Source organism: Paracoccus liaowanqingii, assembly GCF_004683865.2.
Classification (GTDB): domain Bacteria; phylum Pseudomonadota; class Alphaproteobacteria; order Rhodobacterales; family Rhodobacteraceae; genus Paracoccus; species Paracoccus liaowanqingii.
The window spans coordinates 17,239-43,582 of record NZ_CP040759.1 but is presented as its reverse complement, the minus strand read 5'-3'; the positions used below and the strand labels follow the sequence as shown (position 1 = coordinate 43,582).

21 protein-coding genes, 1 pseudogene and 1 CRISPR repeat array are annotated in these 26,344 nt (G+C 59.1%); of the genes and pseudogenes, 13 read left to right on the top strand and 9 right to left on the bottom strand.

From position 1 onward, the window contains the following. Positions 1-21: 21 nt before the first annotated feature. From tnpC (E4191_RS16655) to tnpA, 3 genes are all read right to left on the bottom strand, one after another. Complete coding sequence (tnpC, locus tag E4191_RS16655) at positions 22-1,674, bottom strand: IS66 family transposase (protein WP_139615504.1); 1,653 nt, start codon at positions 1,672-1,674, stop codon at positions 22-24. A gap of 63 nt (positions 1,675-1,737) precedes the next feature. Further along, on the bottom strand, positions 1,738-2,091 hold the full coding sequence (gene tnpB, locus E4191_RS16650; protein WP_139615503.1) for an IS66 family insertion sequence element accessory protein TnpB: 354 nt from the start codon (positions 2,089-2,091) through the stop codon (positions 1,738-1,740). Beyond that, the gene (tnpA, locus tag E4191_RS16645) at positions 2,088-2,516 is read right to left on the bottom strand and encodes an IS66-like element accessory protein TnpA (RefSeq protein ID WP_139615515.1); all 429 of its coding nucleotides are present in this window, start codon (positions 2,514-2,516) and stop codon (positions 2,088-2,090) included. Before tnpA ends, tnpB (E4191_RS16650) begins: the two co-directional genes overlap by 4 nt. A 143-nt stretch (positions 2,517-2,659) precedes the next feature. Here tnpA and E4191_RS16640 point away from each other — a divergent pair, with 143 nt between their 5' ends. Then, positions 2,660-3,235, top strand: a complete 576-nt coding sequence (locus E4191_RS16640) for a primase C-terminal domain-containing protein (RefSeq protein ID WP_176562774.1) — start codon at positions 2,660-2,662, stop codon at positions 3,233-3,235. A 535-nt stretch (positions 3,236-3,770) separates the two neighbouring features. On the opposite strand, the gene E4191_RS16635 is transcribed toward E4191_RS16640, so the two are convergent. Continuing rightward, the gene (locus tag E4191_RS16635; protein ID WP_139615614.1) at positions 3,771-4,376 is read right to left on the bottom strand and encodes an IS630 family transposase; all 606 of its coding nucleotides are present in this window, start codon (positions 4,374-4,376) and stop codon (positions 3,771-3,773) included. A gap of 2,778 nt (positions 4,377-7,154) precedes the next feature. Between E4191_RS16635 and E4191_RS16630 the strand changes: the two genes are divergently transcribed. Further along, the gene (locus E4191_RS16630) at positions 7,155-7,418 is read left to right on the top strand and encodes a hypothetical protein (protein WP_176562773.1); all 264 of its coding nucleotides are present in this window, start codon (positions 7,155-7,157) and stop codon (positions 7,416-7,418) included. Beyond that, positions 7,355-7,948: a plasmid pRiA4b ORF-3 family protein gene (locus E4191_RS24595; protein ID WP_139615612.1), complete on the top strand. Its 594-nt coding sequence runs from the start codon at positions 7,355-7,357 to the stop codon at positions 7,946-7,948. The genes E4191_RS16630 and E4191_RS24595 overlap by 64 nt, the downstream gene beginning before the upstream one ends. A 120-nt stretch (positions 7,949-8,068) precedes the next feature. On the opposite strand, the gene E4191_RS16620 is transcribed toward E4191_RS24595, so the two are convergent. After that, entirely contained in the window at positions 8,069-9,421 is a 1,353-nt protein-coding gene (locus E4191_RS16620) for an IS5 family transposase (protein WP_139615611.1), read from the bottom strand. Between the two features lie 415 nt (positions 9,422-9,836). After that, positions 9,837-10,796: a WYL domain-containing protein gene (locus tag E4191_RS16615; protein ID WP_139615610.1), complete on the bottom strand. Its 960-nt coding sequence runs from the start codon at positions 10,794-10,796 to the stop codon at positions 9,837-9,839. A gap of 80 nt (positions 10,797-10,876) precedes the next feature. Between E4191_RS16615 and E4191_RS16610 the strand changes: the two genes are divergently transcribed. From E4191_RS16610 to tnpC (E4191_RS16565), 10 genes and pseudogenes are all read left to right on the top strand, one after another. Continuing rightward, positions 10,877-11,581, top strand: a complete 705-nt coding sequence (locus E4191_RS16610) for a CRISPR-associated endoribonuclease Cas6 (RefSeq protein WP_139615609.1) — start codon at positions 10,877-10,879, stop codon at positions 11,579-11,581. 11 nt (positions 11,582-11,592) lie between these two features. Beyond that, complete coding sequence (locus E4191_RS16605) at positions 11,593-14,505, top strand: hypothetical protein (protein WP_139615608.1); 2,913 nt, start codon at positions 11,593-11,595, stop codon at positions 14,503-14,505. An 8-nt stretch (positions 14,506-14,513) separates the two neighbouring features. Then, entirely contained in the window at positions 14,514-15,515 is a 1,002-nt protein-coding gene (gene cas7d / locus E4191_RS16600; protein ID WP_139615607.1) for a type I-D CRISPR-associated protein Cas7/Csc2, read from the top strand. Further along, positions 15,515-16,201, top strand: a complete 687-nt coding sequence (locus E4191_RS16595; RefSeq protein WP_139615606.1) for a hypothetical protein — start codon at positions 15,515-15,517, stop codon at positions 16,199-16,201. The genes cas7d and E4191_RS16595 overlap by 1 nt, the downstream gene beginning before the upstream one ends. 79 nt (positions 16,202-16,280) lie before the next feature. Further along, a complete protein-coding gene (locus tag E4191_RS16590) occupies positions 16,281-18,227 on the top strand; it encodes a DEAD/DEAH box helicase (RefSeq protein WP_228461801.1) in 1,947 nt (648 codons plus the stop codon). A gap of 862 nt (positions 18,228-19,089) precedes the next feature. Beyond that, positions 19,090-20,227: a CRISPR direct-repeat array (repeat unit 28 nt; unit sequence GTCCTCGTTCCCCATGAGGGGTTAGGAG). Between the two features lie 591 nt (positions 20,228-20,818). Then, positions 20,819-21,124 carry a transposase gene (locus E4191_RS16585; RefSeq protein ID WP_231714332.1) on the top strand — a complete coding sequence of 102 codons (306 nt, stop codon included), beginning with the start codon at positions 20,819-20,821 and terminating at the stop codon, positions 21,122-21,124. Further along, positions 21,121-21,303: pseudogene (gene tnpB / locus E4191_RS16580) on the top strand (IS66 family insertion sequence element accessory protein TnpB); the annotation flags it as partial. The gene E4191_RS16585 and the pseudogene tnpB (E4191_RS16580), both read left to right, overlap by 4 nt. A 68-nt stretch (positions 21,304-21,371) precedes the next feature. After that, positions 21,372-22,643, top strand: coding sequence for an IS256 family transposase (locus E4191_RS16575; RefSeq protein ID WP_135312179.1), 1,272 nt, complete (start codon positions 21,372-21,374; stop codon positions 22,641-22,643). A 45-nt stretch (positions 22,644-22,688) separates the two neighbouring features. Continuing rightward, positions 22,689-22,883, top strand: coding sequence for an IS66 family insertion sequence element accessory protein TnpB (gene tnpB, locus E4191_RS16570; protein WP_139615602.1), 195 nt, complete (start codon positions 22,689-22,691; stop codon positions 22,881-22,883). Positions 22,884-22,937: 54 nt separating this feature from the next. Next, the gene (gene tnpC, locus E4191_RS16565) at positions 22,938-24,494 is read left to right on the top strand and encodes an IS66 family transposase (RefSeq protein ID WP_139615601.1); all 1,557 of its coding nucleotides are present in this window, start codon (positions 22,938-22,940) and stop codon (positions 24,492-24,494) included. 280 nt (positions 24,495-24,774) lie between these two features. Here tnpC (E4191_RS16565) and E4191_RS16560 read toward each other — a convergent pair whose 3' ends face one another. From E4191_RS16560 to E4191_RS16550, 3 genes are read right to left on the bottom strand one after another with little or no spacing between them, the layout of a single operon-like run. Continuing rightward, positions 24,775-25,317: a recombinase family protein gene (locus E4191_RS16560; protein ID WP_139615600.1), complete on the bottom strand. Its 543-nt coding sequence runs from the start codon at positions 25,315-25,317 to the stop codon at positions 24,775-24,777. Then, the gene (locus E4191_RS16555) at positions 25,314-25,631 is read right to left on the bottom strand and encodes a type II toxin-antitoxin system RelE/ParE family toxin (RefSeq protein WP_139615599.1); all 318 of its coding nucleotides are present in this window, start codon (positions 25,629-25,631) and stop codon (positions 25,314-25,316) included. The genes E4191_RS16560 and E4191_RS16555 overlap by 4 nt, the downstream gene beginning before the upstream one ends. After that, positions 25,621-25,863, bottom strand: a complete 243-nt coding sequence (locus E4191_RS16550) for a type II toxin-antitoxin system ParD family antitoxin (RefSeq protein WP_139615639.1) — start codon at positions 25,861-25,863, stop codon at positions 25,621-25,623. The genes E4191_RS16555 and E4191_RS16550 overlap by 11 nt, the downstream gene beginning before the upstream one ends. Positions 25,864-26,344 lie beyond the last annotated feature (481 nt).

Sequence of the window (26,344 nt, the reverse complement as noted above, 5' to 3'; positions counted from 1 at the left end):
ACTGGGGACTCCCGGATGAGCTCATTGTGAGGGGCTGGGGGTGGCGGCATAGGCCCACGGCATCAACGCATCGATGTCCTTGTCTAGATGGCCGTTGGCGAGCCTGGTGAAGAGATCACGCAGGTAGGCATAGGGTTCGACGCCGTTCATCTTGCAGGATCCGATCAGGCTGGCGAAGCGCGCCCACGACCGGCCGCCCTCATCGTGGCCGGCAAAAAGCGCGTTGCGGCGGTTCATGGCCGGGCTGCGGATGGCATTCTCGACCAGGTTGGAGTCCATGTCGACATGGCCATCCTCGAGGAAAAGCCGGAAGCCGTCCTGGCGCCTCAGCATGTATGCGAGCGCGACGCCGAGGTCGGATTTGCGCGAGATGCGTGCGGCCTGGGCGGCCAGCCAGGCGAAGAACTGATCCACCAGAGGGCAGGACAATTCCAGGCGAACCGCCCGGCGATGAACGGGGTCCGCCCCGCGGATGACATCCTCGACCTTGTAGAGCGCTGCGATGCGCACCAGCGCCTCGTCGACGATGGGCGAGCCCTTTTTCGGCTTGGCCTTGATCAGCTTGCGCCGTCCATGGGCCCAGCAGAAAGCCAACCGCAAGGGATCGCCGCCCGTGCGCTTTGGTGTGGCCAGGTGGGTATAGGCGCCATAAGCGTCAACCTGGATCGTGCCATTGAAGCCGGTCAGTATCTCATTGGCATAGTCGCCCTTCCGGCCGGGGCGATAGTGGAACACCACCCCCGGCGGTGCGGGGCCGTTCCAGCCCCGGTCATCGCGCAGCACCGCCCAGAGATAACCGGCCTTCGTCTTGCCTCGCCCGGGGTCCAGCACGGGGGCGGTGGTTTCGTCGACATAGAGCCGGGTGCTGCCCTGTTTCAGCAGCACCGCCATGCGGTCCACGACCGGGGCGATCAACGCACCGGTCCGACCCATCCAGTCGGCGAGGACCGATCGGTCGATCGGCACACCGTGCCGCGCCATGACCACGGCCTGGCGGTTGAGGGGCATGTGTTCGGAATGCTTGGACACCGCGATCTGCGCCAGGAGCGCCTCGGTGGGCCAGCTGCCCTCCAGAAGATGCGCTGCAGCTCTCGCCTGAACCACGCCCGTACGCCCTTTGGGACAGGCGTATTTCGGGCGGACGGAGACGATCACCTGATAGCGTGCCGGGATGTAATCCAGGCGCTCGGTTCGGTCCTCCCCGATCCGGACCATGTCGCCACAGCCGCAAGGGCAGACAATGCTGTCTGGCTCGATGACACGCTCGACGCGTGGTAGATGCTGCGGCAAGGAGCGCGCCTTGCGCTTCTTGCCCGGCACCTTCTTCTCGGGATCGGTCTCGCTGGCCGAGATCTTCGCCTCGACCGCGGCAATCTGTTCCTGGGTTTCGGCGATGGCGGCTTCCAGATCCTCCAGCGCCAGCTCGAGCTGTGCAGGGTCCAGCTTTTCCGATTTCGGCCCGAACTTCGCATGCCGGTATTGTCCGACCTGGCCTTCCAGCTTTTCGATCAGGGCCTTCAGTTCGGTGATGAAGGCGTCCTTCTCGGCCCCCACCGCCTGTTCATGCTGACGCGCCGCACGCTCCACCGACAGCTCGAACTGCGCGGCCTCGAACGCCTTCACAACCTCGGGCGGAAGGTCTGGAAACAGGCTGAGATCGAAGGGCTGCGACATGCGGATTCATAGCCTTTCCGGACAGGAAAGACCAATAAAACAACGCTACAACAGCCGAGTAAATCACCCCGCTGCAATGGGTGGAGCAACCCGCTGCGCAACGATCCGGCGCCAGTCCAGACCTTCGAACAATGCCTCGTGCTGGGCTCGCGACAGCCGCATTGTCCCGTCCTGAACCTTCGGCCAGGAAAAGCTGCCCTGCTCCAAAACCTTGTAAACCATCACCAGACCTGTTCCGTCCCAAACCAGAATCTTCAGCCTGTCGCCGCGTTTCGAACGGAACACGATTGTCACCCCGGAATGCGGATCGAGCTTCAGCTCGGTCTGCACGATCAGCGCCAGGGCGCGATGGCCGCAGCGGAAGTCCACCGGCCGCGTCGCGATCAGGATTGGCTGGCGTTGTCCCGCGACAATCATGCCGATCCTCGCAAAGCGCGCGCCACTGCTGCTGCCCGCTCTACCGGAACATCGCCTGGAACCCGCAGCACCAGATCGTTGCCGATCTCGATCGTGATGACCCCGACGGTCCGTTCGGGATCCGCAGACAGACCGACATCCTCAGGCTCCACCGAAACCGGCACAAAGGCTGGCAAAGCGTCAGACGCCACACCGGCCATGGCGTCAGCGGGCAGGACAAGACGGCCCTTGCGCGCCTGACGCCGCCAATCTGAAAGCTGATGCGCTGCCAGATCATGCCTACGCGCCACATCCGCCACCCGCGCCCTCGGCTGAAAGCTCTCGGCCACAATCCGCGCTTTCACATTATCCGGCCAGCGCCGATATCCACGTGTCCGCCGCACAACCTCGATGCAGCCGTCAAACCCGTCGCCGCCATCCGCCATCTTCATCTCCATCTGAATGCTCAGAACGAGACTCGCCGCTCGGCCAGCGTCGGGAAACCGCAGAAATCAATGGGGCGGGGACGGCGCATACGTCTAAGGGTAGCAAGGGCGCCTATCAGTTCATCCATGGCGGGCTGGACGATTTGCACAAGCTGCGGCCTGCTGCAAATATCCCCACCTTTCCCAAGCAGAAGTTGGAACAGAGCAATGCGATACAGCGGGTTGCACCCGGCAGCCGCAATCTGGTTCTGTGGGATTACTTGCGCAGCCAAGCCCGGTTCTGCGACAGCTTGAACGACCTTCTGGACGTGGGCCGTACCTTTGCTGACGAGCGGCTGGACCGGACAAGCCAACCTTTTCTCGACAGTGAGATTGTTGCCACAGCCAAATCAGTTTGGGAGTGGACACAAGACCGGATTGCAGCTGGTGAATACTACGTTGGCACCGGCCAACGGCTTACGCTGCCCTTCAAAGCTATCGACAAGGTGCTGCCTCTGGGGGCAGATGCAATTGCGCTTTACCTGAACCTGCAACGGCGGTCCAATCATCGCGGTGAACTTATCGTGGCAAATGACATGCGCTTGGCGATGCCGGATAGTGAATGGACACTGGTGCGGTTTCGTAAGGCACGGGCTACCCTGATCGCAGCGGGTATCATCACCGAAACCAAAGCTGCTTCGACATGGGCCGGCCCAGCTCGATACTCATGGGGGGGGTGAGCGAAATCGTTCACCTATACTAATCTATCACTTCCCCCCCCCTTCGACAACAACCACTCGGGCCACAGCTAAACCTTTCAATCATGGCCAAGCCTGGGTGGCCGCGCGTCAGCGGCGGCCACCCAGGCTTGGCAGGGAGAAAATAATGGGAATCAACCGTTAACCCCGAACCAGTTCGCATCTTCAGCATTGGTGATCCGAATGCCTGCGACACCTGGGCCAAGCTAAAGAAGCACCCTTCTGGTTTTATTTGATCAACTAACCAGAACATCTCGAAGTCTACTGTGACTAAGAGCGTCTTCAGCTCCTTAAGAGGGAGTTCAACCGTGGTTCAACCGGCAACATCTGGCATTGTCAGCTCTCCAACTTTCCTTGGCTGTGACTCAGCAGGGGTTCAGTTGGCATGAACAGCCTTCGAACATCAGTAAAAGGCTACTGTTCCGTGGTTGAACGAACTCAGAAGGAACAACAGCAAGGTTCTGGATCGTTCAAGAGAGCATGATGAACTTCGGTTTCATTCTAGAGCCGGTTGCACTCAATCGACCTCATATCCTGCGGCTTTGAAGTAGTTGTAGCATTCCTCGTCGGAGAACAGGTTGCAGACTTGGCCGACCGCGGCCCATAGCTGGTCGTAGGTCCGTGCGGCAGCTTTTCTGACAAGAGCCTTGAGCTTGGCAAATGCCATTTCAATCGGATTGAGGTCGGGGCTGTATGGCGGCAGGAACAAGAACCACGCGCCGATATTGTGCAGTGCAGCCGCTGCGGCAGGGCTCTTGTGGCTGGAGAGGTTGTCCAGAATGACGACGTCGCCGGCCCGGAGCGTCGGGACCAGTTGGGTTTTGATATAGAGTTCGAACATCTCAGCGTTCATCGCCCCGTCGATCACCCAAGGCGCGTCCAGCCGGTCATGGCGCAGCGCTGCAATGAAGGTCTGGCTCCGCCAATGTCCAAACGGCGCATGATCCACGAAACGTTGTCCGCAAGGCGACCAGCCGGTGGTCTTGGTCATGTTGGTCTTGAGCCCGGTCTCATCAAGAAAAACGAGCCGCTCCAGATGGTTGGCCATGAAGGGTTGGCGCCTCGCGACCCAGATATGACGCAGGCCGGCAACATCCTGGCGCTTCTGTTCAAGCGCCTGCAGGGCTTTTTTTGTGTGTCAATCCGAGCCCGCGCAACATCCGCCAGACAGTGGCACGGTGGACGGCGATTACCCCCTAGTCTTCAGGTAGCGAGCTTTTGAATGTCCAGTATAGGGCTCGGCAGAGACGCATACTCACAGGTCCTGCTGAACTTGGCTTGGCCTCTGAACATCAAGATAGGGTTCAGGCTTGCTATAGGACACCAAGGGGACATTCAGCCTATAGTGAGACGCCTACAGAGGGGCTGGGTATTCAAATAAAATTTGGTGCCTGAAGTATCCCAGAGTGACCAGACCGCCTTTGCCCTGTTTTTGAAACGGGAACCAAGAGCATCAACACGTGCCTATCAGCATGTGCACCCCCCTCCCTTTGTGAATAGCGGAGCAAAAGTGAACATGCCTCTCAGAGGCGTAGAGAGCGCTTCTGAGAGGTGGTAAGGGTTGAGGGCTACCTAGTGTTATCTAGAAGCACCATACCCACTCAGCGGCGAGCTGAGGGCTTCTCCTGCGGTATGGGGATTGAGAGGGAGGCTCTGCGCTCTATCGTTCTGGTGTTTAAGTGTCTGAAAGAGAGAGCCCTTGGTCCGAGGACCAGGGGATGGGTAGGGGTTACTCGGCAGCGTGAAGGTGGGCAGGCTTGGTAGGTTTCCGGAAGAGGGCATCCACGAAGCCCATTGATGCCCTTGATGGCAGTTTCCCGGCAGGCTGAAGCGCGGAGGAGGGCCTTGGTGATGTCTGAGCTCGAGGTAACGGTATGGATGATCATGCCTGTAGTGGGGACCTTGGAGAAGGTGCGGGTGAGTGTGGAGCCAGGGGACAGGGAGCGGCGAGGGCCTCAAAGTGTCTGAGGGTAAGTCGGGCGGGGGGGGGGGATGTTCCGTGTCTGGGGAAGAGGGCCCACAGGGATGACGTGGGAGGTAACCAAGCTGTTTTCCCTACTGCGCTACCTTCGCCTCTTCTTCGTTTTCTCTCTTGACATTCTATCTAGAGTTGTATGATAAATGGGGGTAGGGGGCTAAACACACTTAATATTAATATATAATATATGCATATTACAGAAGAAGAGGCCCGGGCATGCCCCGGGCCTCTTCTTCTGTATAACAGTATCTAACAGTATATTATAGGGTATATATGATATATATAACTAATAGATGATTAATATACCATATGCCATGTACCCTTTGGGTACATGGCATATGGTATATATATTATAAATAACAAATATATATCATTGAATGATATCTTTAAAAGACCTTCAGGAGTCCTGATGAGCAGAGCTGCCGTAGGCAAGCTCTGCGAAGATAGGACTCCTGAAGGTCTTCTTTTAAGAGAGGAAAATAATTTGATTCTATAATCCAACATATGAAGGAACCTTGTTCCCTCTCTATTTCGGACCATTAGGTAAGCGGTCTGCTCTGGATCAACTGGCTTAGATCTTTTTGGGTGCCCCTGGCTCAGCGCTTCGATCGGTCCTGCAGGAACTGCTGGGGGAGAGTGAGGAGGCAGCCCTTCAGTTGTGGATCCAGACCAGGTCGCCAATCGAGGTCACAGATGACCGGGGGGCAGTGGAAAGGTCACCTCTCTCCTCAAGTACCTCTGAGAGGCCCGGACAGGCTCCCTGAAGGCCATCATGCCATGTTTGTATACCAAGGTAGCCAAAATCTAACATTGCCATCAGCGGTGGCTCTGGAGGCTGCTACGGGCCTGCTCAGTTCTTATCCCTTACTAGGCCACCTGGATGGGACCATCAAGTTCGTCAAAGGCCTCGGGTACGTAGGGGAGGAGAACCAAGACGAGCATCGTCAAGATGAAGGGCAGGCTCGAGTTCATTGAACCAGTTGCAACTCCCACTTTGAAAGTGCCCATCTCAATCCCCCAATCGGCTGTACCTGATCTGGCAGACCTTGATGGGATGGACGAACTCGCACCTCTCCATGCTCAGAGCGGAGGGATTACGGAGAGAATTTCCAATCCAATTTTGGGGGCAATGAACTTCACCCGGGGAGGGTCTTACTGGCTCCAATGGTTCAAGACCAAAACCTATAGTTGAAACTATTTGCATGGGTTCTATAACAGTACGGAGCCAGGTTAGAGATCAAGGGGTCGTCCTCCTGGCTCCCGGGTATATTACTCTTGCCTGATTAATGTCATTCTTCGATGTCATTGAGGATGTCGGCAGACCTTCAAGATATGAAAACTTTCCTACCGCTATGAATACTCCCAACACCGTGATCATGCCCAACTCAATTATTATTCCGGGTGCTGCCCTTGCCCTAACGGGCCGGGCAGCACCCGGAATAAATTCTGAAAGCTTTTCGTCTCTGGCTCAGACCCAACTAGATCTTATCGCCTCGGGGGTGAACACCCAGGTGATTGCTCACTAATCCATCACCGGAACCATGAAGGACATCACCCATAGATAGGTTGATCTGGTTCAGGAGCTGAGTCATCAGCGATCCATGGAACGCCGATTCATGATCCTCGATGAGAACCGTCAGCTCGTCCCTGCCAACCTGGCAGAGTGGGGGTCCTGGTTCATAAGGGCCAACCGTTGTGTGGCAGAAGACGTCATTGGTAATACCAGAGTTTCCACCAGGTTCATGGGCAACAATCACGGGTTTGATAAGACACCTTCCTGGTTCGAGACTATGACCTTCAAGGCTGATGACCCGGCAGAGATAAGTTCCAGGTCCGGCACCTGGGATGAGGCTCTGCGTCAGCACAGTGAAGCCTGCGCCCTGGTTCGGCGAAGCATGTTCAGAGCAGTATCATGAGAGCGGCGTGAAGGATCTGGATCCCACGAGACTGGATGATCCGGTCTATGTGTTCCAAGCCATGCAGCGTGGACAGATCGCCAAGCTGACCAATGCCCACGTCCAGACGCTCTACAAAGAGACCATAGACGAGGCCGTAATCATGAGCCTGAAAAAGCAGTCCAGGCTGCTTCAAGAGACCATTGATCTGTCAATCAAGCGGATGACGTGGCTGAGAAACATAACCATCGTGCTGGCCATTGTGAACGTGGCAGTCGTCATCGGCATGTAGCCGGATTTTCTTGGAGCGGTCCTGCAAGTGCCCAGCACGATCTGCCTCGATCGCCTGCACCTGACCCTGTAAGCCGCCATGGGCTGGACCAACTCGCATCGCTACATGTTCGAGGCTGGTGGAGTGAGCTGGGGGTTCCAGATCCAGATTTCGGTGGTGATGATCTCCCTGCCAACAAGACCTCACTGGCTCAATTGATCCAGGATACCAGCGTCCGCACTGGCCGTTACATCTATGACTTCGGGGACAACTGGGAGCACAAGCTGCAGATCGGCAAGATCACCCCACTGGCTCCAGGTGAGATCTACCCCGGCCTGAGACACATCTCCGGCAGGTGCCCACCCGAAGACGTCGGTGGGCCTCCGGGGTACGAAGAATTCCTTGAAGCAGTTAAGGACCCAAACCATCCTGAACATGAGGAGCTGGCGGAGTGGGCAGACGGAACGTTTGATCCACATACTCTGGACGCTGAGGAGCTCCGTCTCAATGTCCTCAAGCTTGCCAAAAAATGGCAGCCCCGAAAGACTTGAAGGCCATTACCGGCTCAATTGCCCGGCAATCGAAGGGTCGCAACCAAAACTCCCGCTGCACATGGTTCAACTCTTAGGACAGGGCTACCCTCAATTGATTTGAACAAATGGCTAAGGAGTTCAGGCTGAACAACGCTGCCCATGAGCGAGATAGCCGTTTTCTGTCCTGATCACTTGCAAGATAGCGGCGAGAATGAAGGCCAGCAAAGCCCTGAGGTGGGCCAGGATCTTGCGGATGTTATGGCCGCAGCCGCAGAGCACGGCGAAGATGGCGTCCCCGGACGTGCCCTTCAGCGGGCAGCGGGATAAGCGTCCGTCTGTCTTCATATGTCCGATCTCGGGCTCGATGGCGCTGCGTCGCCTCAGCAGCGCTTTCAGCTTTTGCGTCAGGCCGCGGCGGGTGCCGCTGATCAGGACCTTCGTTTCCAACACCCCATGGCCGCGATACCCGCGGTCCACGACCGCCAGATCCGGGATCTGACCGGTCAGGATCGCAACCTGCTCCAGCGCTTCGGGCAGGGTGTGGCCATCGTAAGGATTGCCCGGCAGGGCACGCATGCCCACGACAAAGCCCTCGTCGATGGTGGTGGCCAGACTGACCTTGGTGCCGAACTCATAGCGCTTGCGTGCCTTGCCCTTGGAGATGCAATCGACCTCGGGCTCATGCAGGGCGTAGATCTTGCCGTGGCTTTTTGGGGACTGATGCAGCAGACGACCGACGAGCACGAGAGTGTCCAGAACCCGTTCGCGGAAGGGCCCCTCCGCAATCCCGTCCAACTGCCGGCGAATATCCCGCAGGACACGACCGGTGTATCCCTTCAGCTGTTTCAGAGCCTTGCCCATGCGTTTGAACTGCCTGGCATGGGCGTAGCGCCCAATCCGCACCGCCAGGCGCGGGGCCAGGCGGTTGTAGTTCTGCCGCAACGTGATCCCGCCTTCATTGGCGAGGGCGACAAGCTTTCCACGTGCGGTCTCATACAAGCGCGCATCGGTCGGGTGGGCGATGTTCTTTTCCATAACCGTGGTATCGACGGATATGCGCGACAGGCTGCGGTCATCGACTGTCCTTGACGCCCGCCCGGCCTCGATCGTCTTGGTCAGCAGCCACTCGGCTCCTTCCTCTCCGATCCGCTTGCGCCACCGGGTCAGGGAGGACGGGTCGATCGGCAGGCGGTGCTGGAAGAAGACCTCGCCGGTGAAATGCTGGTAGTAAGGGTTCTCGACCCAACGATCGACGACGGCCTCGTCAGACAGCCGATAGGCATGCTGAAGATACAGCAGACCCGCCACCAGCCGCGGCGATGTGGCCGGCCGTCCTGTCGGGGACGGAAAGAAACCCGCCCATTCGGTCTCGAAGAACTCCCAGTCAATCAGCGCAGCAAGTTTCGCCAGTTCATGGCGCAGATCGATCATGTCGGTCAGGCGGGGACGCAGGAGATCATCCTGCTCTTCAGTGCGCAAACGAGGCTTCATCACAGCTCCGAAAATTCGCAAGGTTTCGAGTATCAGCATACGAAACCTTGCAATTCCCCGCTACCGCTTCGGCACTTTCATCAATAAAATTCAGATGGTTCAGAGTTGTTCAGGTCGAACTAAGGAAAGAGGATCTGGATCCCGTGATAGTGGGATCGATCAAGCTACAATTGAATTTGATTATCAGTGCGTTACGACACAGGAAGTTCACTGGCCGGAGTTCGCTCTTTCTGGTTCATCCGCTGGTTCACAATGAGAGTGATTCAAACGAAGAGAAGGCGAAGTCAGCCCCCTCTCCGACCCGCTGGCGCAGGTCTCCCAGGGGCTGATTTCGCTTCCCTGTCATCTTCAGCCTGAGCGCAGCAGACCGGATCTCCTGGTAATCACTTCCAATCGGCGCCGAGATCATAGTCCATCACTCACCGCCCATCCCAAACACTGTTTTAATGATGCTGTCCCGCTCCTCGCCCTCAACCTCGACAAACATCTCCTGAGGATGGCTGTTGTCGAACACACGCCAGCGCAACGACCTTCGTACATACGGGGTAAGCGCTACACGAACTGAGGGAATGAGCAAATAGGGATAGTAAAAGCCTTCTGCGCCTTCGTAGTCCTGGACCACAGCATCGCGCAGTGGCGGCGTCAGCAAGTCGCTTAGCTTGAACAGCAATGGACTTCTTTGATGCCAATTGCTGTCCCCGCAGCCATCCACATAACTCTGCGGATGCTCACCCTCCACTTCGATAACTCGATAGGGCACAATATCTGACCAGTACTTTCCTTTCATTCCAGGCAAGTACCGGCCCGTGAGCATCGCATTCTCTGACATACCTTCAACGACGTAGCATCTGAAATGGGGTCGCTGGTATCCGTCAATGAGGGCGTGTGGACTGACCGTCATATGTACCGCCTCAGAGGTGCGAGACCTGTAGCGAAGGGTTACGGCTACCCGGCGTGCACATGCGGAGAACAGTGTTCTGAATGGCTCATGTGAAGCATGAAGCTGATTCAGTACCGGCACCCGTTCAAGGGGAACGGCAGGCCCTACCTGGCTGCTCCAGCCCTCTCTGTAAGTGTCGCGGTGGCCTTCCGTCAGAAAGTCCAGCGCCGTCAGGATCTGAAGCGCATCAGCGGGCGCTGTGCCTGTATAAGCTGGCAGGGAACCGTCTCCTGCCAGCGCAGGGAACTGCTTCACTCGCTTATGACGCTCAAGCTTCCCAAGGGTGAGGGGGTGCGTCTCGTAGGGCGTAATCATGTGAGACTGGGAGTGCTGACGCTCCACACACATCATGGCTGCCAGCCTGCCTGCCGTGAGCTGACGCTCCCAATAAGCAAGGTACTCCAGAACTCTTGCATCTAAAAGTTTGCTTTTCATGTCAGATTTTATGACAGGTAGAGTTCTTGCATGATAGTTAGCCTTTCTGTCAGCTTCCATGAAACAGAAGGAGGTTGGCCATGCGCATCTTCATTGATCTTCATAAAAAGCCACAGCGAGTCCGGTACTGCGACAGCATGAATGCTGCGATTGTGGCTGCGCTGGACAAGGCAGGGATCGCTTCCAAAGATATGGTGGGTCCTGAGGCGCAGCCTTGGACCTTCGGGATGAGTGGGGTAGCGCGGGAAGACGGCTTCTCAACCATAACTGGCCTGACGATCTCAACGCCGTCCGAGATAATCGCCCGTGGACTGATGCAGATCAGGCCGGAGTGGATCCAAGTTCACTCCTCCAATGGTGACGTCATCGATTGCTCCGGTGCTCGTCGACACCTCGGGCGTTTGCCTGCTGACGGCGTGTCCGAATTGGCTGTCTTTTTTGCGAGTCCAATCCTGATCAAGCCGTTGGGCAAGGACCCTGAAACTGAATGGATCGAGGAGTTCGGGAGTGTCGACTTCGATGCCGCCTTCCGTCGCGGCCTCGAGCGTCGTGCCGGCAGGGACATGGACATCAGCTTCTCGGCTGATCCTCTGACACTGGCAGTCGGCGTCACACGGCGCCTGGTTCATCTGCGCAAAGCAACCAATGGCCGCAAGGTGATCGTGCCGGCCTTTAGTCTTCCTCTTACGATGCGAGGGCATCCGGAAGATGTCCGCTTTGCCTACATGGCAGGTCTCGGCGCCAAGACCCGTGCCGGCTTCGGCTGCCCAATCCTTCCCCAGTAAGTGAGGCCCAGATGATCCCCGTCTCGACCCGCCTCTTCCGGGACTTCCTTGGCTCCGTCATTGCTGAACATGTTTTCTCGGAAGCGGAACGGGAAGCTCATAACGGTCCCCTCGCCGTAACTCAGCAGAAGGACATCGCCGCTGGCAAGCGGATCGAAGCCCGCACACCGCGTCTCATGATGATGTCCGGGAAGGGCGGCTATGTGGAAGGAGAGAGCTTCAAGGATCGCCTAAAATTCCGAAACGTGACGCTTCTCGATCATCTCACCAGCGTGACCCGAGGTGCGGCCGTTTTCGCCGAGATTGATCTGAGGGCAGCGGGTGTGCATGAGGAAGTCCTGCCGGTCCGCATCGTCCGGATCATGGCTACGGCGTTCCTTCACGATGCGGACAAGATACTCGATCTGCCTCGGAAGGAAAGTGAAGCACTGACAGCAGCTCATATTGCGGAGTTGATGAGTCACTACGGTATTGCAGCTTTTCTCACCCGCTATGGTGCCCAGATGTCGGCAGAGACGCTTCTGGCACGGATCAACGCCGTAGAAATCAGCCGTAGTGACATGATCGCGCCGGGGATGAAGCTTCTTCCGATAGAGGAGGCCAAGGACAGCCTCTACGTTCGGCTTGCTGATCGTCTCGATGGGATCTTCCTCGATACAACTCGTCCCATTGGGGATGTGGTCGGCGAATTGGAGCGCTTCGAAGGCCTTCGCAGTAAGGACCTGAAGCAGGGCTGGACCGCCTTTAGCCTGAGGTCGCCGCATACACCTTTCCTTCTCGATGAACTCCAGCGCGCCTTTTCGGTGGCTGTCTATGACCGGAAAGGATGCCCTCCCCTTGTCGAGGTGCACCACGACGGCGAGTTGCTGCTGGTATGTCAGCAGGATGTTGCAGAGGAGGCGATGGAGGTGGCCTTGAACGAGGCCTCGAAGCGCCTGCGCCTCGATCTCCGTGCTGATATCAACCCAAAGGGTAGCAGGGATATCCTCGATAGCGGCGCTGAAGTTTCTGACCTCGAAGAGGCCTTCAGGTATGACAGCCGCGAGGCGTCAAAGGCTCTCTACGTTCATATCCGCCTGTTGAACGAGGATGCTTGGCGGCAGGCTATGGCAGCGTTCTTTGGAGATCTCGGCTTCGCGCCATCCTTGTCCGGCATCGATACGTTTACGAGTAAGGGAAGCAAGCATTTCCAGCCATGGTTCATTTTAGATGAGAACGATCCCCGGCTGCCAATCCTGAAAGACGCTGCATGTATCGTCATGGCGCTTGGCTGCTCCGAGCCTACCTCTAGGGTCTTGGCTGCCCGGGTCCCGGACGCAGCCACGCGAGAGCAAGAGCTCGTCACCCTCGCCAGCGAACTCGGATTTGACGTTCCGGAATGGGTTGTGGAGACCAAACACCAAGGCAGCCGCCAATCGCTACTCGCGGCCTGGATCGCGGCCCTTGGGGCACGCGATCCCGATCTGCGCCACCATGTCTTCGGCTTTGACGGGCTTCTTTCTCTATGGCTCTGCGGTGATGGCGCAGACCGTGCCGGACTATTTGAGAAGATCGGAGACCCTAGCAGTAGATTCATCGAAGCGGCCAGGAAATGGCTCGACGCCACCCTTCGGCGCCGCTTCCTGGATGCGGAAATTGGAGCACCCTTCGGCTACTGCCACTTCACCAACGCCCCAGTGAGTGCCAAGGCTGTCATCAATAAAAAGTCTGGAATTAAGGGCCTCAATGTTAGTGCGTTCTCCGGCCGCGAAGGACGCCCCGAGTCCCATGAGAGCGCCAAGTCGCTGACTCTTGTGTCGGACTTCGCCTTTGCTGAGCATCGTCTGCGGACGATGCAGGCAGAAAAGACTGGGAATTTTGCCAAAGACCTTCCAGCAAACGTGTCCTCGCCCACGGCCATGGGTCTCTTTGCCACCTTAGGCCTGAGCAGTGATCTCCGCGATGCCTTCCTGGATCTCAATCACTTCGACCTGATGCGCCTCGACCTGAAATCCGGGCGACAGGTCTATGTGGATCGGGATCAGTATGGCGCGCGCAAAGTCTTCGCCCGGCATGTTGGCGTTCCGGCACGGACGGCTGATCTGATCACGCTCATCCGCATGATGATGGAGTCTGCCCTTCGCCTTGGACGCCCTGTCCATGTCTTCCAGGGAATGCCCTCGCCACAGGCGGGCTTCGTCCACTTTGACATCCTCCCGGCTGCCTTGCGTAAAGCGTTTGGGGGCAACAGCTTTCGAATTGAACAGCTTCCGCAGGCGCTTTTTCTTCTCGGGATCGCGGAGCAGCTCTGCGCCAGCGAGATGCAGAACGTCGGCATCGAGGTTGCACTCCGGATCCTTGATCCGGAAACCCGCTTCGGCGCCACCTGTGAGGCAATCCTCATTCTGGACCGTCTCCCCGACGATCGTGCGAAGACCTTGATGGGTCTGCGCATGGCCCTCATGACCATCGCCAAAAAGGAGTACGCAATGCACGCCGAAAAGGACAGTGCGCTCATCAACTTCGCTCGTGCCATGGCGCGGGTCCAGGCTGCACCCAAGCGGGACGCCAGCAACAACGAACGTAGCCTTGGGCTCAGGATCGCGCTTGAGGCCGTGGAGGGTTGTGTTCGGATTGGAGAGACATCCGAAGAAGCAATGATCGCTGCAATTGCTGGTAAGCTTGAGGCCGAGTTTGATCGCTCAGCGCGTCTTGAGCATCGAGGCTCGTTTGGTGACCGCCCCTTTCCACGGAAGTCTGCGCAAGATGCGGCGACCATCTTCATAACCCAAGTCTGGCCTAGAGCCTTCCGGAGCCGTCCGCCGGTCTCGAAGGACCGCCGCATCGCCTTCGCCATCTACCAGGTCTCCTTCACCGAGGAGTCTTACCGGCCCCGTTCCGGCGCTGAAACACCGTCCCTGGAAACAACCGAAAACGGTAAGTGAGGATCACCATGCCGATCACTGACATCAAGCCCTTCCTGGGCACTCTCGACGAGCTCCTGTTCGAGGCTCAAGGCAAGGACAAGACATACGCACAGCCTGCCTTGAAGAACCTAGGCTCCGTGACTCTTTTCGTCCTACGCGAAGTCATCTCGCCGGCATCCTTCCGCAATGCCGACGCCGAGATCACTGACATCGAGGTTGGAGGCGAGCGTCACGTCCGTGCAGTTGCGAACAAGTTCAAGTTCGGTGAGCGCGCCCGGGGCCTCCAGATCCTGCGGTTCCTCAACGCAGGCGGTACTCTAGCCCAGAACAAGACTGTTCTTCGTAAGGGCGAGAAGCCTGGCGACCGCTTCGATCTGAACACCTTCGTATTCGGCGACAGCGCAACACAAGATAACAAGTTTCTGCCGGTAAAGGCTGCGGCTCAGTATTCTGATGCGGTGTCCCTGCAAGACTACGGCAGCTCAGTCGATCGGACCTTCCACAACCGAGCGTCGGAGGATGGCACCCTCTTCAATGCGGAAACGAAACAGCCGTCGGTGAACATCTTCGAACGGCACTTCGTGAAACCTAGCACTTTGCTTCTGCAGACAATCTCGCTGAATGGGCGTACAGCTCCCGCCGAGGCCCTCGAGCACCTCCTGTTGGCGATCAGCCTTGCAGGTGCCTACGGCGGCCAGACCTCGATCTACGGGGTCAATGTGAAGAACCACGTGGTTGCGCTCTGTGGTGGCCGCTTCGAGCGTGAGCTTGCGAGCCCTTATGCCATGATCACGGCCTTGCATGCAGCCGGCGCTGACATCTCGACCGCCGATGCTGCGGCAACGGCGATCCGTGGACTGGTCGAGGACGCTTGGCCAGTTGTGATCCCCGGCAGCGAGATTGCGGACCGCCAGAAGGCAATGATCGCTACACTGGAGGGAGACGATGCCGAGATGCGCACCCGCTACCTCGCGTCGGCCGGCAAGATCTCGTCCTACTTCAACGCCTGGTTTGAAGGGATCAGTTGATGACTGTGCCCGACGTCACCCCGGTACGGGCGACGACCCTGTCGCCGCTCCACTACCACAGCCTTCCTGTGTCTTCGGGCACGGCGACAATTGCGGAGTTCTTGGCAGACCGATCCATGAGCTATGCGATTGCCAATGCGATGGGAGCGCTTTCGTCCTCCGTAGCTCTTCCAAGGGTGAAGGACTACCGGCGGGACCTGGAGGTCCTGCCGTGGATGGCGTCGGTGTTCACGGCGGTCAACCCGTCTCTCCTGCCCCAGCTCGGCAAGAGGCTGAACTTGGACACCGAGGGCGGCTATCAAAAGAAGATCATGGATGCTACCGGCACCGGCAACCTCAAGACGTGGTTCTACATTCAGGAGGTCGCCCCCGGCACAATCTACGAGGGCGCCATCTTTGGGCCAGATCCATTCCGCATGGCCAGCGAGGCAGACGGCCGGGAAATCGATTACCTAATTATCCGGACCGGTCGCCATCTCGGCGGGATCGTTAAGCTGGAGCGTGCGCCCGATGTGAAAGCCGTACGCCTGAACGCCCACACGGCCCATCTCTTTGGCCAGGATCCGGCCACTGACCCGGAGATGGAGGTTGATGTCTTCGCACTCTACGACATGCAGTTCACAGAGCCGAAACCACTTGAGGAGGCGGCTCGCATCGTCGGATCTTGGAGGGTCTTCGATGCCTGAGGAAGACCGGTGTTCATTCGTCATCCCACGGCACGCTGTTCCCGTGGGGGCAGAGGGACTTTCACCTCTTCAGGAACAGATGCTCGACGCGCCGGCACCGGTCCGGATCTTCTCGGCCCCTACGGGTGCCGGCAAGAGCTATGCCTTTCAGGTTGCGATGCGCAAACGAGGTGCACGGATCCTCTTCATTGTCCCAACCCGGCGCCTGGCCCAGAACCTTGCAGAAGGGCTCCGTCAGGACCTGGTCGATGCCGGCATGACGGAAGATCGGGTTCTTGAGCGGGTTGGTCTTTGGACATCTGACGAGGGCCGCCGGATCCGGGCGGAGGATCCCAAAGCCGATGTGAACCGCCACCGCATCCGGGAGATCCGGATGGAGGCGAGTCTTCCGCAAGAGGGACTCATGATCATCGCCACCCCAGAAAGTGTGGCTCATTACCTGTTAAGGCCTGCTTTCACCCAAGGCGGAGCCGATGTGCAGTCCATTGTCGATCTCCTGCGCCTCGACCATGTCGTATTCGACGAGTTTCACACGATCGAGGCCCGGGGCATGGGCCTCTCGATGGCGATCGCGACCTTTCTGGCTCAGGACGCCACGGAAGCGAAGCTCACCTTCCTTTCGGCAACTCCGATAGATCTCGTGACCTCTTTCGTTCACTTCGGCATCCCACGAGAAAGCATCCTTGTGGAAGCGGAAATGGTCGTGACGGGTGGTCCCGAGGAGACGGTTGGCATGCGGGCGATCCATGGTGACGTCACTGTCACGTTCCGCCGGGATGGTTCGATGGTTGAGGCGCTAGAGGCTTGCCGTCAGGACATCCTCGAAACCCTGTCTCGCCCTTCCGACAGCAAGGCGGGGCAGGTGGTCCTGATCTTCGACTCCGTTCGCGATCTCCAGACCTCGAAACAGGAACTTGCAGCCTGGTTCGACGGGATTGGCATTGGCCGGGCGGAGCGGCTTGCAATCAGCTCGGTTGACGACTCGACCAATCTTGATCTGAAGGGGCTCTTCATGGTGGGCCGAGCTGCGGACCCGCTCAAGTTCCGGGTGCTCATCGCAACAGCGAGTGTCGAAATGGGGGTGACCTTCCGTGCCGGAATGATCCTGATGAATCCCGGGCACGACCCCTGCTCCTTCGTCCAAAGGATCGGTCGTGTGGCCCGGGGTGACATGGATGGTCAGGTCGTCGTCACCTCCTTCAGGTCAGAAAAGTCGGAGCTGGGGTGGTTCAGCCATATTCGACGTCAGTTGCTCACAGAGGCCCCGGTGGTTCCCGTTGATCGCTTCATCGACTGCGTTTTGGACGCGACGAGGGCGCGGTTTGACGTGACTGAGCGTGACCTTGATCAGGTCGATGGGACATTCCGCAAGATGCCACAATCGGCGGCCTGGGCCGCCGCCCTCTTCTGGTGCGCGATGGAAGAGGCGCTCGTGAAGCGGGGATACAAGGGTATCCGGAACACGCTCAGGAACTATCGTCCAAAGAAAGCCGGAGCGATGTCAGCTTGGCTCGGTGATTTGGGAAAAATCAGTCTGCATTCCGCCCAGAAATGGCGCCAGGCTTTTCTCCGGGAGGCGTTGAGGCTCCGGATGATTTCTCCGGCTGTCTCCCTTGTCGATCCTGATGGAAACCGCCGAAATGTGCCATGGCACATCTGGGCTTCGGATGAACGGCTGTCCAACATGCCATCAAGGCCACTCGACGACGGTCGGATCGAAGTGGCAATCTCCACATCACTTGAACAGGCTTTGAGCGACCTGAGCTATGACCGGCGGGTACGCCGACGCGAAGAGATCCTGCTTCCCCATGTTGGGGAAACACCCCTTCTAGAGGCCGACCGTCTGGTTGAAAGCTGTCTAACGATCTTGCGCAGAGCGGAAAAAGATCATCTTAGGGCGGAGCACCGAACTGCTCGGGAGATTGGCGAGCGGCTAATCCGGCTTACCCGGATTGTGCCAACGGTCGAAAGGACCATCGATTCAGTCAATAGCAACGATATCCTTCGATCTTGCTGTACGGGCTAGGGGACTACATAGTCTTTATTGAGGCAACGGGTGCCTTCCCCCTGAGCGTGGTACATTGCTTTTTGAAATTGTTGGAAATTAAGGCTCCCAGTTCCCCATGAAGGGTTAGGAGGCCCTCATAATGGGCGAAACCACTCAGTTCAAGGCATGTCCCCGTTCCCCCTGAGGGGTTAGGAGATGCATAGAGCTTCGCTGAGAGGCCCGTCAGAGGCTAGGTCCCCGCTCCCCATGAGGGGTTAGGAGTTCGGCGGCATGTATCTGCCGCACGACGCAGCAGCGGAGTCCCCGTTCCCCATGAGGGGTTAGGAGAAGACCGGACTGGAAGGCGTCAACAAGCAACTGCGCGTCCCCGTTCCCCGTGAGGGGTTAGGAGGCAGTCCCCATGGGCACCGACCTGTTCCGCCGCTATCTGGTCCCAGTTCCCCATGAGGGGTTAGGAGACCACTCACACCGATTGGGAGGGGCTAGAAGACCCCGCCACAGTTCCCCATGAAGGGTTAAGAGCCGGGGCAGGACCTAGTCTATCTGGAGAAAGAGCGCGTTCCAGCTCCCCATGAGGGGTTAGGAGACCAAGACGGAGGGCGCCCGCGAGCATTGGGCCGCCAGTCCCAGTTCCCCATAAGGGCTAGGAGGCCTACAACATGGCGCGCGGGATCTACTATGGCGACGGTCCCCGTTCCCCACGAGGGGTTAGGAGGAAGAAGCCCACAGCCATGTTAACTTCATGGATTTGAGTTCTGGTTCCCCATGAGGGGTTAGGAGTGGAACTTCATCATCTTGCCACCGGTCTGGAAGCTAAGTCCCAGTTCCCATGAGGGGTTAGGAGATGTCCAGCTTCTCTTCCCAGAGATCCGCCAGCTTGAGTCCCCGTTCCCCATGAGGGGTTAGGAGAGAGGCTTGCGGGCCGGAATGTAGCGAGGAATGGATGGTCCCCGTTCCCCATGTGGGGTTAGGAGACGAACTGGAGGCTCATCATGGTCATTCTCGCAACCGGGTCCCCGTTCCCCATGAAGGGTTAGGAGGAGACCGAGGACGGCAACGTCGTGTGCTCGACGGAACGTCCCCGTTCCCCATGAGGGGTTAGGAGTACATCCGTCTGCATGACGGCTCGCAGGTGATCCCTGTCCCCGTTCCCCATGAGGGGTTAGGAGGTGTTCGTGGGTGAGGCGAGATGCCGGTCGGCATAGAGTCCTCGTTCCCCATGAGGGGTTAGGAGAACTGCCGTCTGTCGGATAATGTCACGCATCAGCCCAAGTCCTCGTTCCCCATGAGGGGTTAGGAGGGGGCCTTCTGCGGCTGAAACGCAGCAAAACGGGACGCGTCCTCGTTCCCCATGAGGGGTTAGGAGAGCGGCGAGGCAGGCCTGAAATCCGTCGAGGACGTGGTCCTCGTTCCCCATGAGGGGTTAGGAGCTCGGCAGACCCGACCCCAACCAGGACGACCTGATCGAGTCCTCGTTCCCCATGAGGGGTTAGGAGGTGTTGGGCTGGCCCATGGCGTGCAGGACCGCCATCAGGTCCTCGTTCCCCATGAGGGGTTAGGAGGGCGGGGACATGCACGACCGCGTCAGCGTCCGATGGCGTCCTCGTTCCCCATGAGGGGTTAGGAGGCCGTAGCTATGGAAGGGTCTATATGCGAGACGACCATGTCCTCGTTCCCCATGAGGGGTTAGGAGACCGGGGGCCTTCAGGTCATGCAGGTCTCGAACCTGGTCCTCGTTCCCCATGAGGGGTTAGGAGCTTCTCCAGCCCCGAGATCAGGGCGTCGATGAACGGGGTCCTCGTTCCCCATGAGGGGTTAGGAGCGGGGTGCCATTGGCGCTCGTCCAGTAATGCTGGCAGAGTCCTCGTTCCCCATGAGGGGTTAGGAGCCTTGCCAGCGCCCCGTCGCCCGCCAGGCCTACTTCGTGTCCTCGTTCCCCACGAGGGATTAGGAGTCCATATAATAGACGATTGCGGCAAGCAGATACCAAATCCCCGTTCCCCATGAGGGGTTAGGACGACCAAGCCCGTAAGGGCGTAGACGCTGGCGGCAGCAGTCACCGTTCCCAGAAGGGGTTGGGAGTGAGTCTCGTTGGCCTGCATGGCCGCGTTCGAGTCGGTCCCCGTTCCCTATAAGGGGTTAGGAGATCAAGGCGGTCTATGACGGCTACCTCGATGATCCGGGTTCCCGTTCCCAGGAGAGGTTAGGAGTACGCCCACAACTACGGGTGCTTCGATAAGAAGCCAAATTACTGTTCCCAACGAGGGGTTAAGAGGACGAAGGCGGCGTCGGTGGTGGCGTAGTTGATCCGGTCCCCGGTCCCTATGAGGGGTTAGGAGGCCTACATGGCCGCATCTGTCGCGCTGGCGGCATGGGTCCCCGTTCCCCATGAGGGGTTAGGAGAAGGAACTGGGCAAGGTTGCGCCCGATGCCCTGCAAGGGTAAGCGTTCTCTGCCCCCCACCTTCCGCGCGGCATTCTGATCGGTTCATTGGATCGTGATGATTGTTGGGACGGAGTTTCTCCATGGAGTCTGCATTGGAGCTTCTCCCGGCTGGCGGCCGAGGCCGTCGGAACCGGAAGTGGCCGGATGAGGTAAAGGCGCGGATTGTGGCGGAGACGCTGATGCCGGGCGTGACCGTGAATACCGTTGCGCGGCGGCACGGGGTGCCGGCGAACCATGTCTCTTCTTGGCGGACGCTGGCGCGGAAAGGGCGACTGGTGCTGCCTGCTCCTGAAGATCCGGTGGAGTTTGCGGCGCTGTTGCTCGGCCCCGCTGAAGATGCGCCGCGGGCCGATGTCGGTGCCGTGGCCCGGCCGGAGATCGTCGCGGGCGCGGTGGTGATCCGTCTGGAAGTCGGGGCCTCGGCGGAGCGGATTGCCATGGTCGTGCGCGCCCTGGCGGCTACCCCATGATCTTCCCCTCCAACCGCGTGAGGATCATGGTTGCGACCAAACCCGTCGATTTCCGCAAGGGGCATGATGGCCTGGCTGCACTGGTGTCGTCGGTGCTGCGCAAGGATCCGTTCACCGGCACGGTGTTCGTGTTCCGCTCGCGCCGGGCGGACGAGCTATGGCCGATTTTGGGTGATGGGGTCTGAGAAGGCGGCGTATCGTGGTGGGTGTCAAAGCCTGCCAGAACCTCCCGAAGGAGCGATACGCCTTGGAAGATGATATCACGATCACCCCGCTTCACCAGCCCGGATCTGTCGTTGATCCACTCACCGAGATTGCACGCGACGGCGCCCGGCAGATGCTGGCAGCGGCACTCAGGGCTGAGGCCGCGAGTTTTGTCGCGCAGTTTGCTGAGGAGCGCCTGCCCGATGGCAGGCAGCGCGTTGTCCACCACGGCACCGGCCCTGAGCGGAACATCCAGACCGGGATCGGCCCTATCCCGGTGCAGAGACAGAAGGTGCGCGACCGGGCAGCTGATGCGCCGCCGGAGGACAAGATCCGGTTCAATTCGCGCATTCTTCCGAAGTGGGCGCGCCGTTCGCCTAGCCTTGATGCTCTGCTTCCGGTCCTCTACTTGCGCGGCGTCTCGACTGGAGACTTCCAGGAGGCTCTGAGCGCGCTGGTCGGTCCGGATGCGCCCAACCTGTCGCCAGGAGCGATCTCGCGGCTCACGGGCGAGTGGCAAGCAGAACATGACCGCTGGCAACGCCGAAACCTCTCGGCCCGGCGCTACGTCTATGTCTGGGCCGACGGCGTGTATCTGCAGGCCCGGATGGAGCCGCAGGCCGAGTGCATGCTGGTGATCATCGGGGCGACGCCGGAAGGGAAGAAGGAGCTGCTGGGGTTCCAGGTTGGGGTCCGCGAGAGCGCGCAGAGCTGGCATGAACTGCTGGTCGACCTCAGGGCCCGCGGCCTCTCGGCGCCACCGGACCTCGCGGTCGGAGATGGTGCCCTTGGCTTCTGGAAGGCGCTGGATGAGATCTTCCCCGACACGCGCCACCAACGCTGTTGGACCCACAAGGTGTCCAACGTCCTGAACAAGCTTCCGAAGTCGATGCACCCGGCGGTGAAGACTGACCTGCGGGAGATCTGGCAAGCCGCGACCCGCGCGGCGGCAGAGACCGCCGTCAATACCTTCGTCGAGAAGTATGGCGTGAAATACGAGAAAGCCGTCGCCTGCCTGACCAAGGATCGAGAGGCACTGCTGGCCTTCTACGACTTCCCGGCCGCTCACTGGGACCACCTGCGCACGTCCAACCCGATCGAGAGCGTCTTCGCGACCGTCCGCCATCGCACCGTCCGAACCAAAGGCGCGTTGTCTCAGAAGACAGCGAAGCTGATGGTGTTCAAGCTGGTTCAGGCCGCAGCGAAGAAATGGCGACGACTGAAGGGCGCAAACCAGTTGCCTCTCGTCGTCGAAGGCGTCAAGTTCACTGACGGTGTCGCCGAGCAGGACGCCAACGAAAGCCGCGCCGCTTGATCAGGCCGCGTCACCCAAAATCCCGCATAGCTCCGGGCGGACAGGCTGAAGCTTTTGTATTGGGACGGCACCGGTCTGGTAATGGCTTACAAGCGGCTGGAGGATACAACCTTTACCTGGCCGGCCATCAAGGACGGGATCATGGCGCTAAACCATGCCCAGTTTGAGGCGCTGTTTGCCGGGCTCGACTGGCGCAAGGTCAAAGCTCTGGAAACCCGCCCCCCTGCTGCGGCAGAATGAATCAGTTGCCTGATTTTCCATGTTTTTGCCGGAGATCCTTGATAAAATCAGAGCATGTTCGCAGCCTCTGTTCTCGATCTTTCCGCCATTCCCAACGCGCAGCGCGCGGCGGTTCAGGCGTTGCTGGAAGAGGTGGCGGCTCTCAAGGACATCACCAGACGCCAGGAGCATCTGATCGCCGAGCTGAACCATGCCCTGCATGGCAAGCGGTCGGAAAAGCTGACCGAGGATGAGCGGCAGCTGGCTTTCGAGGACCTGTCCATTGCGTTGGCCGAGGTCGAGGCTTCGAGGGAAACGCAGGCCACCAGGACGGACAAGGGGGCGACCAGGCCCGCGCCGAAGCGCAATATCGGCAACCTACCGGCTGCACTGCCGCGTATCGAAGAGGTCATCGAGCCCGCCAGCCTGATCTGCCCCTGCGGCTGCGGCATCATGCACAAGATCGGTGAAGACCGCAGCGAGCGGCTGGACATCGTGCCTGCCCAGCTGCGCGTCATCGTCACCGTCCGCCCGAAATATGCCTGCCGGTCCTGCACCGACGGCGTCACTCAGGCACCAGCACCTTCCCGCCTGATCACGGGCGGGCTGCCAACCGAGGCGACGCTCGCCCATGTGCTGGTCAGCAAGTATGCGGACCATCTGCCGTTGTATAGACAGAGCCAGATCCTGGCGCGGGCGGGCCTTGATCTGCACCGCGCCGTTCTGGCCGATTGGGTGGGCAAGGCCGCGTTCCATCTGACGCCGGTGGTGGACCGGCTGGCCGAGCATCTCAAACGGTCGGGCAAGCTGTTCATGGACGAAACAACGGCCCCGGTGCTGGACCCGGGGCGTGGGACCACAAAGACCGGATATCTCTGGGCACTGGCGCGCGATGACCGGCCGTGGGGCGGCGAGGACCCGCCCGGCGTGGTCTACTTTTATGCCCCCGGCCGCGCAGGCGAGAATGCCGAGACCTTCCTGACCGGCTTCGATGGCATTCTGCAAATCGATGGTTACACAGGCTATAACCGGCTGACCAAACCGATCCGCAAGGGCGGTGCCCCCATTCGGATCGCGCATTGCTGGGCGCATGCAAGGCGCAAACTGAAGGAAGTCTTCGACCGCGATGGCTCCGAGATCGCTGCTGAGGGGCTGCGCCGCATCGCCGAGCTCTACGCCGTCGAGGCCGACATCCGCGGTGTCTCGCCCGGCCAGCGCCTCTCGGCCCGCCAAGCCCGCACCGCACCGCTGGTGGCCGCCTTCGGCGGCTGGCTGCAGGCGCAACGCCGAAAGATCTCCACCAAATCCCGGTTGGGCGAAAAACTCACCTATATCCATAACCACTGGGAAGGGCTGCAAGCTTTCCTGACCGACGGGCGCATCGAGATCGACTCCAACAGGGTCGAAAATCTGATCCGCCCCATCACCCTCAATCGCAAGAATGCGCTCTTCGCAGGTCACGACGAAGGCGGCGTTGCTTGGGGCCGCATCGCCTCGTTGATCGAGACCTGCAAGATCAACGGCATTGAGCCCTTTGCCTATCTGAAGGCCACCCTCACGGCGATCGCCACCGGCCATCCACAAAGCCGCCTCGATGACCTGCTACCGTGGAACTTCAAGCCGTCAAGCTAAGTCGACAGTGGGGGCCAGCGACCGCTTACCTGCAAGGTCCCCGTTCCCCATGAGGGGTTAGGAGGTGTAATCGCTGCCCTTGGCGATGGGCGTGCCGCGCCGTCCCCGTTCCCGTTCCCGTTCCCCACGAGGGGTTAGGAGACCAACCTTGTCGGCCTGAAAGCGCGCTGGCCTCGGGTCTGTTCCCCATGAAGAGCGAGGGATGGCCGGGCATAGGCTCTATCTCGTTTGGCGCCTTGTTACGAACAACCCTACTGCGCCCCGCTGTGGGCTTGGGTAATCAGATCACCCTCCGGACAGTCTTCGTGCTGACCCGGAAGAGCTGAGCGATCTCAGGCAAGGGGCGATGCTCTTCATCGCGCATGCGCCTCACCTCGGCCCTCTGGGCAGGCGACAGGGCGGGAGGCCGTCCTCCTACCCTGCCTCGCCTACGAGCAGCCTCCAGGCCCTCTCTAGTGCGTTCTGAGATCCGCTCCCGTTCGAACTGGGCGATCGAGGCAAAGACATGGAACACCAACCTGCCTGCCGGCGTGGTCGTGTCGATGTCTTCGGCCAGAGAACGGAACCCTGCGCCTTGGGCCTTGATCTGGTCCACGAGCTCAAGGAGGTCCTTCAGGCTGCGAGCCAGCCTGTCGTACTTGGTGACAACGATCACATCGCCAGCACGAAGTTGCTTCATCAGCTCATCAAGCGCCGGACGGGCTCGGACGGTGCCAGAGATGGTGTCTGCAAAAATTCGCTCGGCACCGGCGGTAGCCAAGGCATCACGTTGGCTGTCGAGGTTCTGATCGACAGTCGACACGCGAGCATACCCAAGGATCATTCCAGCATCTCCAGAAGTCTCTGCCAATCCTGGCGACCACCAAGGATGCGCAGGACATCAAGGTGATCACCTACAGTACGGTAAATGATGAGGTGAATTCCAGACGGGTGGATCCGCACCGGAGGGGTGAACTCCAGCCGCTTCCGGGCAATCCCCGGCATCGCGCAGAGGAGGTCCAGGACAGCCGTAATTCCGTCGACGTATCTGTCTGCCTGTTCTGGGGACCACTCCGCTGCCCCGTGCAGCCAGATGTCCTCCATGTCGGCTTCAGCGCGGAAGGTAAGTCTCAGGGTGCAGCTATGCTCAGTCCCCATGCTTGCTGCGCATCCGTGCTTTGAAGGCTGTCGCATCAAAGGAACGTGGTTCACCGCTTTGCAGCCCCTCCGTGATGGCTGCCTGAAGTTGCCCTATCGCCTGGCTTCGTTCCTGGTCACGCCTGATCAGGTGTCGAACGTAATCGCTGGCGTTGCTGAAGCTGCCCCCACGAGCACGTTCCTCGACCCAGGCCTTCATGGGATCGGGGATCGAGACATTCATCGTCGCCATTTGAGCCTCCGTCGGATCACTTCTTAGGAGAATGACAATCTTTGCCAAGATCGTCTAGTCCTGATGGACAGAACCCGGACAAAACCTCTTCAGTATTGGGACGGGTTTTTGTCCCAGACAACCAGTTGATTTCGTGAGGGCCGGACTGACAGGGACAAAAACGACCGTATTTGGCCAGCATGTTATGGGTAGAAGGTTTTGTCCAAGCCGACCGGCAGCAGTGCGGGACCCTCCGGTCATTCGCTGCTGATGCACGATAGTGCTCAGGGTTGGTGCCAGTGGCACAAATTGGGTGGCAAAGCTGCCGGACGACGGTGCGACATGGCAATCGCAGCATTTGGCCGAAGCAGTCGTTGACCGGAGTGAACTCTTCTAATTCCAAACCAAGTGAAGGTTCGGATGCTGATGTTTTTTGCGCCGCGAATAATACGCAGATGCACACCTACATGCTGATCAACGGAGCCGGTTGGTGCTATTAGCT

Bases quoted from the DNA above. Each gene is read 5' to 3' on its own strand.
- E4191_RS16550 (WP_139615639.1), bottom strand. From the start codon at position 25,863: ATGGCGACGATGAATGTCTCGATCCCCGATCCCATGAAGGCCTGGGTC.
- tnpC (WP_139615504.1), bottom strand. From the start codon at position 1,674: ATGTCGCAGCCCTTCGATCTCAGCCTGTTTCCAGACCTTCCGCCCGAG.
- tnpC (WP_139615601.1), top strand. From the start codon at position 22,938: ATGTTCGCAGCCTCTGTTCTCGATCTTTCCGCCATTCCCAACGCGCAG.
- tnpA (WP_139615515.1), bottom strand. From the start codon at position 2,516: ATGGCGGATGGCGGCGACGGGTTTGACGGCTGCATCGAGGTTGTGCGG.
- E4191_RS16560 (WP_139615600.1), bottom strand. From the start codon at position 25,317: ATGATCCTTGGGTATGCTCGCGTGTCGACTGTCGATCAGAACCTCGAC.
- E4191_RS16610 (WP_139615609.1), top strand. From the start codon at position 10,877: ATGCGCATCTTCATTGATCTTCATAAAAAGCCACAGCGAGTCCGGTAC.
- E4191_RS16615 (WP_139615610.1), bottom strand. From the start codon at position 10,796: ATGAAAAGCAAACTTTTAGATGCAAGAGTTCTGGAGTACCTTGCTTAT.
- E4191_RS16590 (WP_228461801.1), top strand. From the start codon at position 16,281: ATGCTCGACGCGCCGGCACCGGTCCGGATCTTCTCGGCCCCTACGGGT.
- E4191_RS16605 (WP_139615608.1), top strand. From the start codon at position 11,593: ATGATCCCCGTCTCGACCCGCCTCTTCCGGGACTTCCTTGGCTCCGTC.
- E4191_RS16620 (WP_139615611.1), bottom strand. From the start codon at position 9,421: ATGAAGCCTCGTTTGCGCACTGAAGAGCAGGATGATCTCCTGCGTCCC.
- cas7d (WP_139615607.1), top strand. From the start codon at position 14,514: ATGCCGATCACTGACATCAAGCCCTTCCTGGGCACTCTCGACGAGCTC.
- E4191_RS16555 (WP_139615599.1), bottom strand. From the start codon at position 25,631: ATGGGGACTGAGCATAGCTGCACCCTGAGACTTACCTTCCGCGCTGAA.
- E4191_RS16595 (WP_139615606.1), top strand. From the start codon at position 15,515: ATGACTGTGCCCGACGTCACCCCGGTACGGGCGACGACCCTGTCGCCG.
- tnpB (WP_139615503.1), bottom strand. From the start codon at position 2,091: ATGATTGTCGCGGGACAACGCCAGCCAATCCTGATCGCGACGCGGCCG.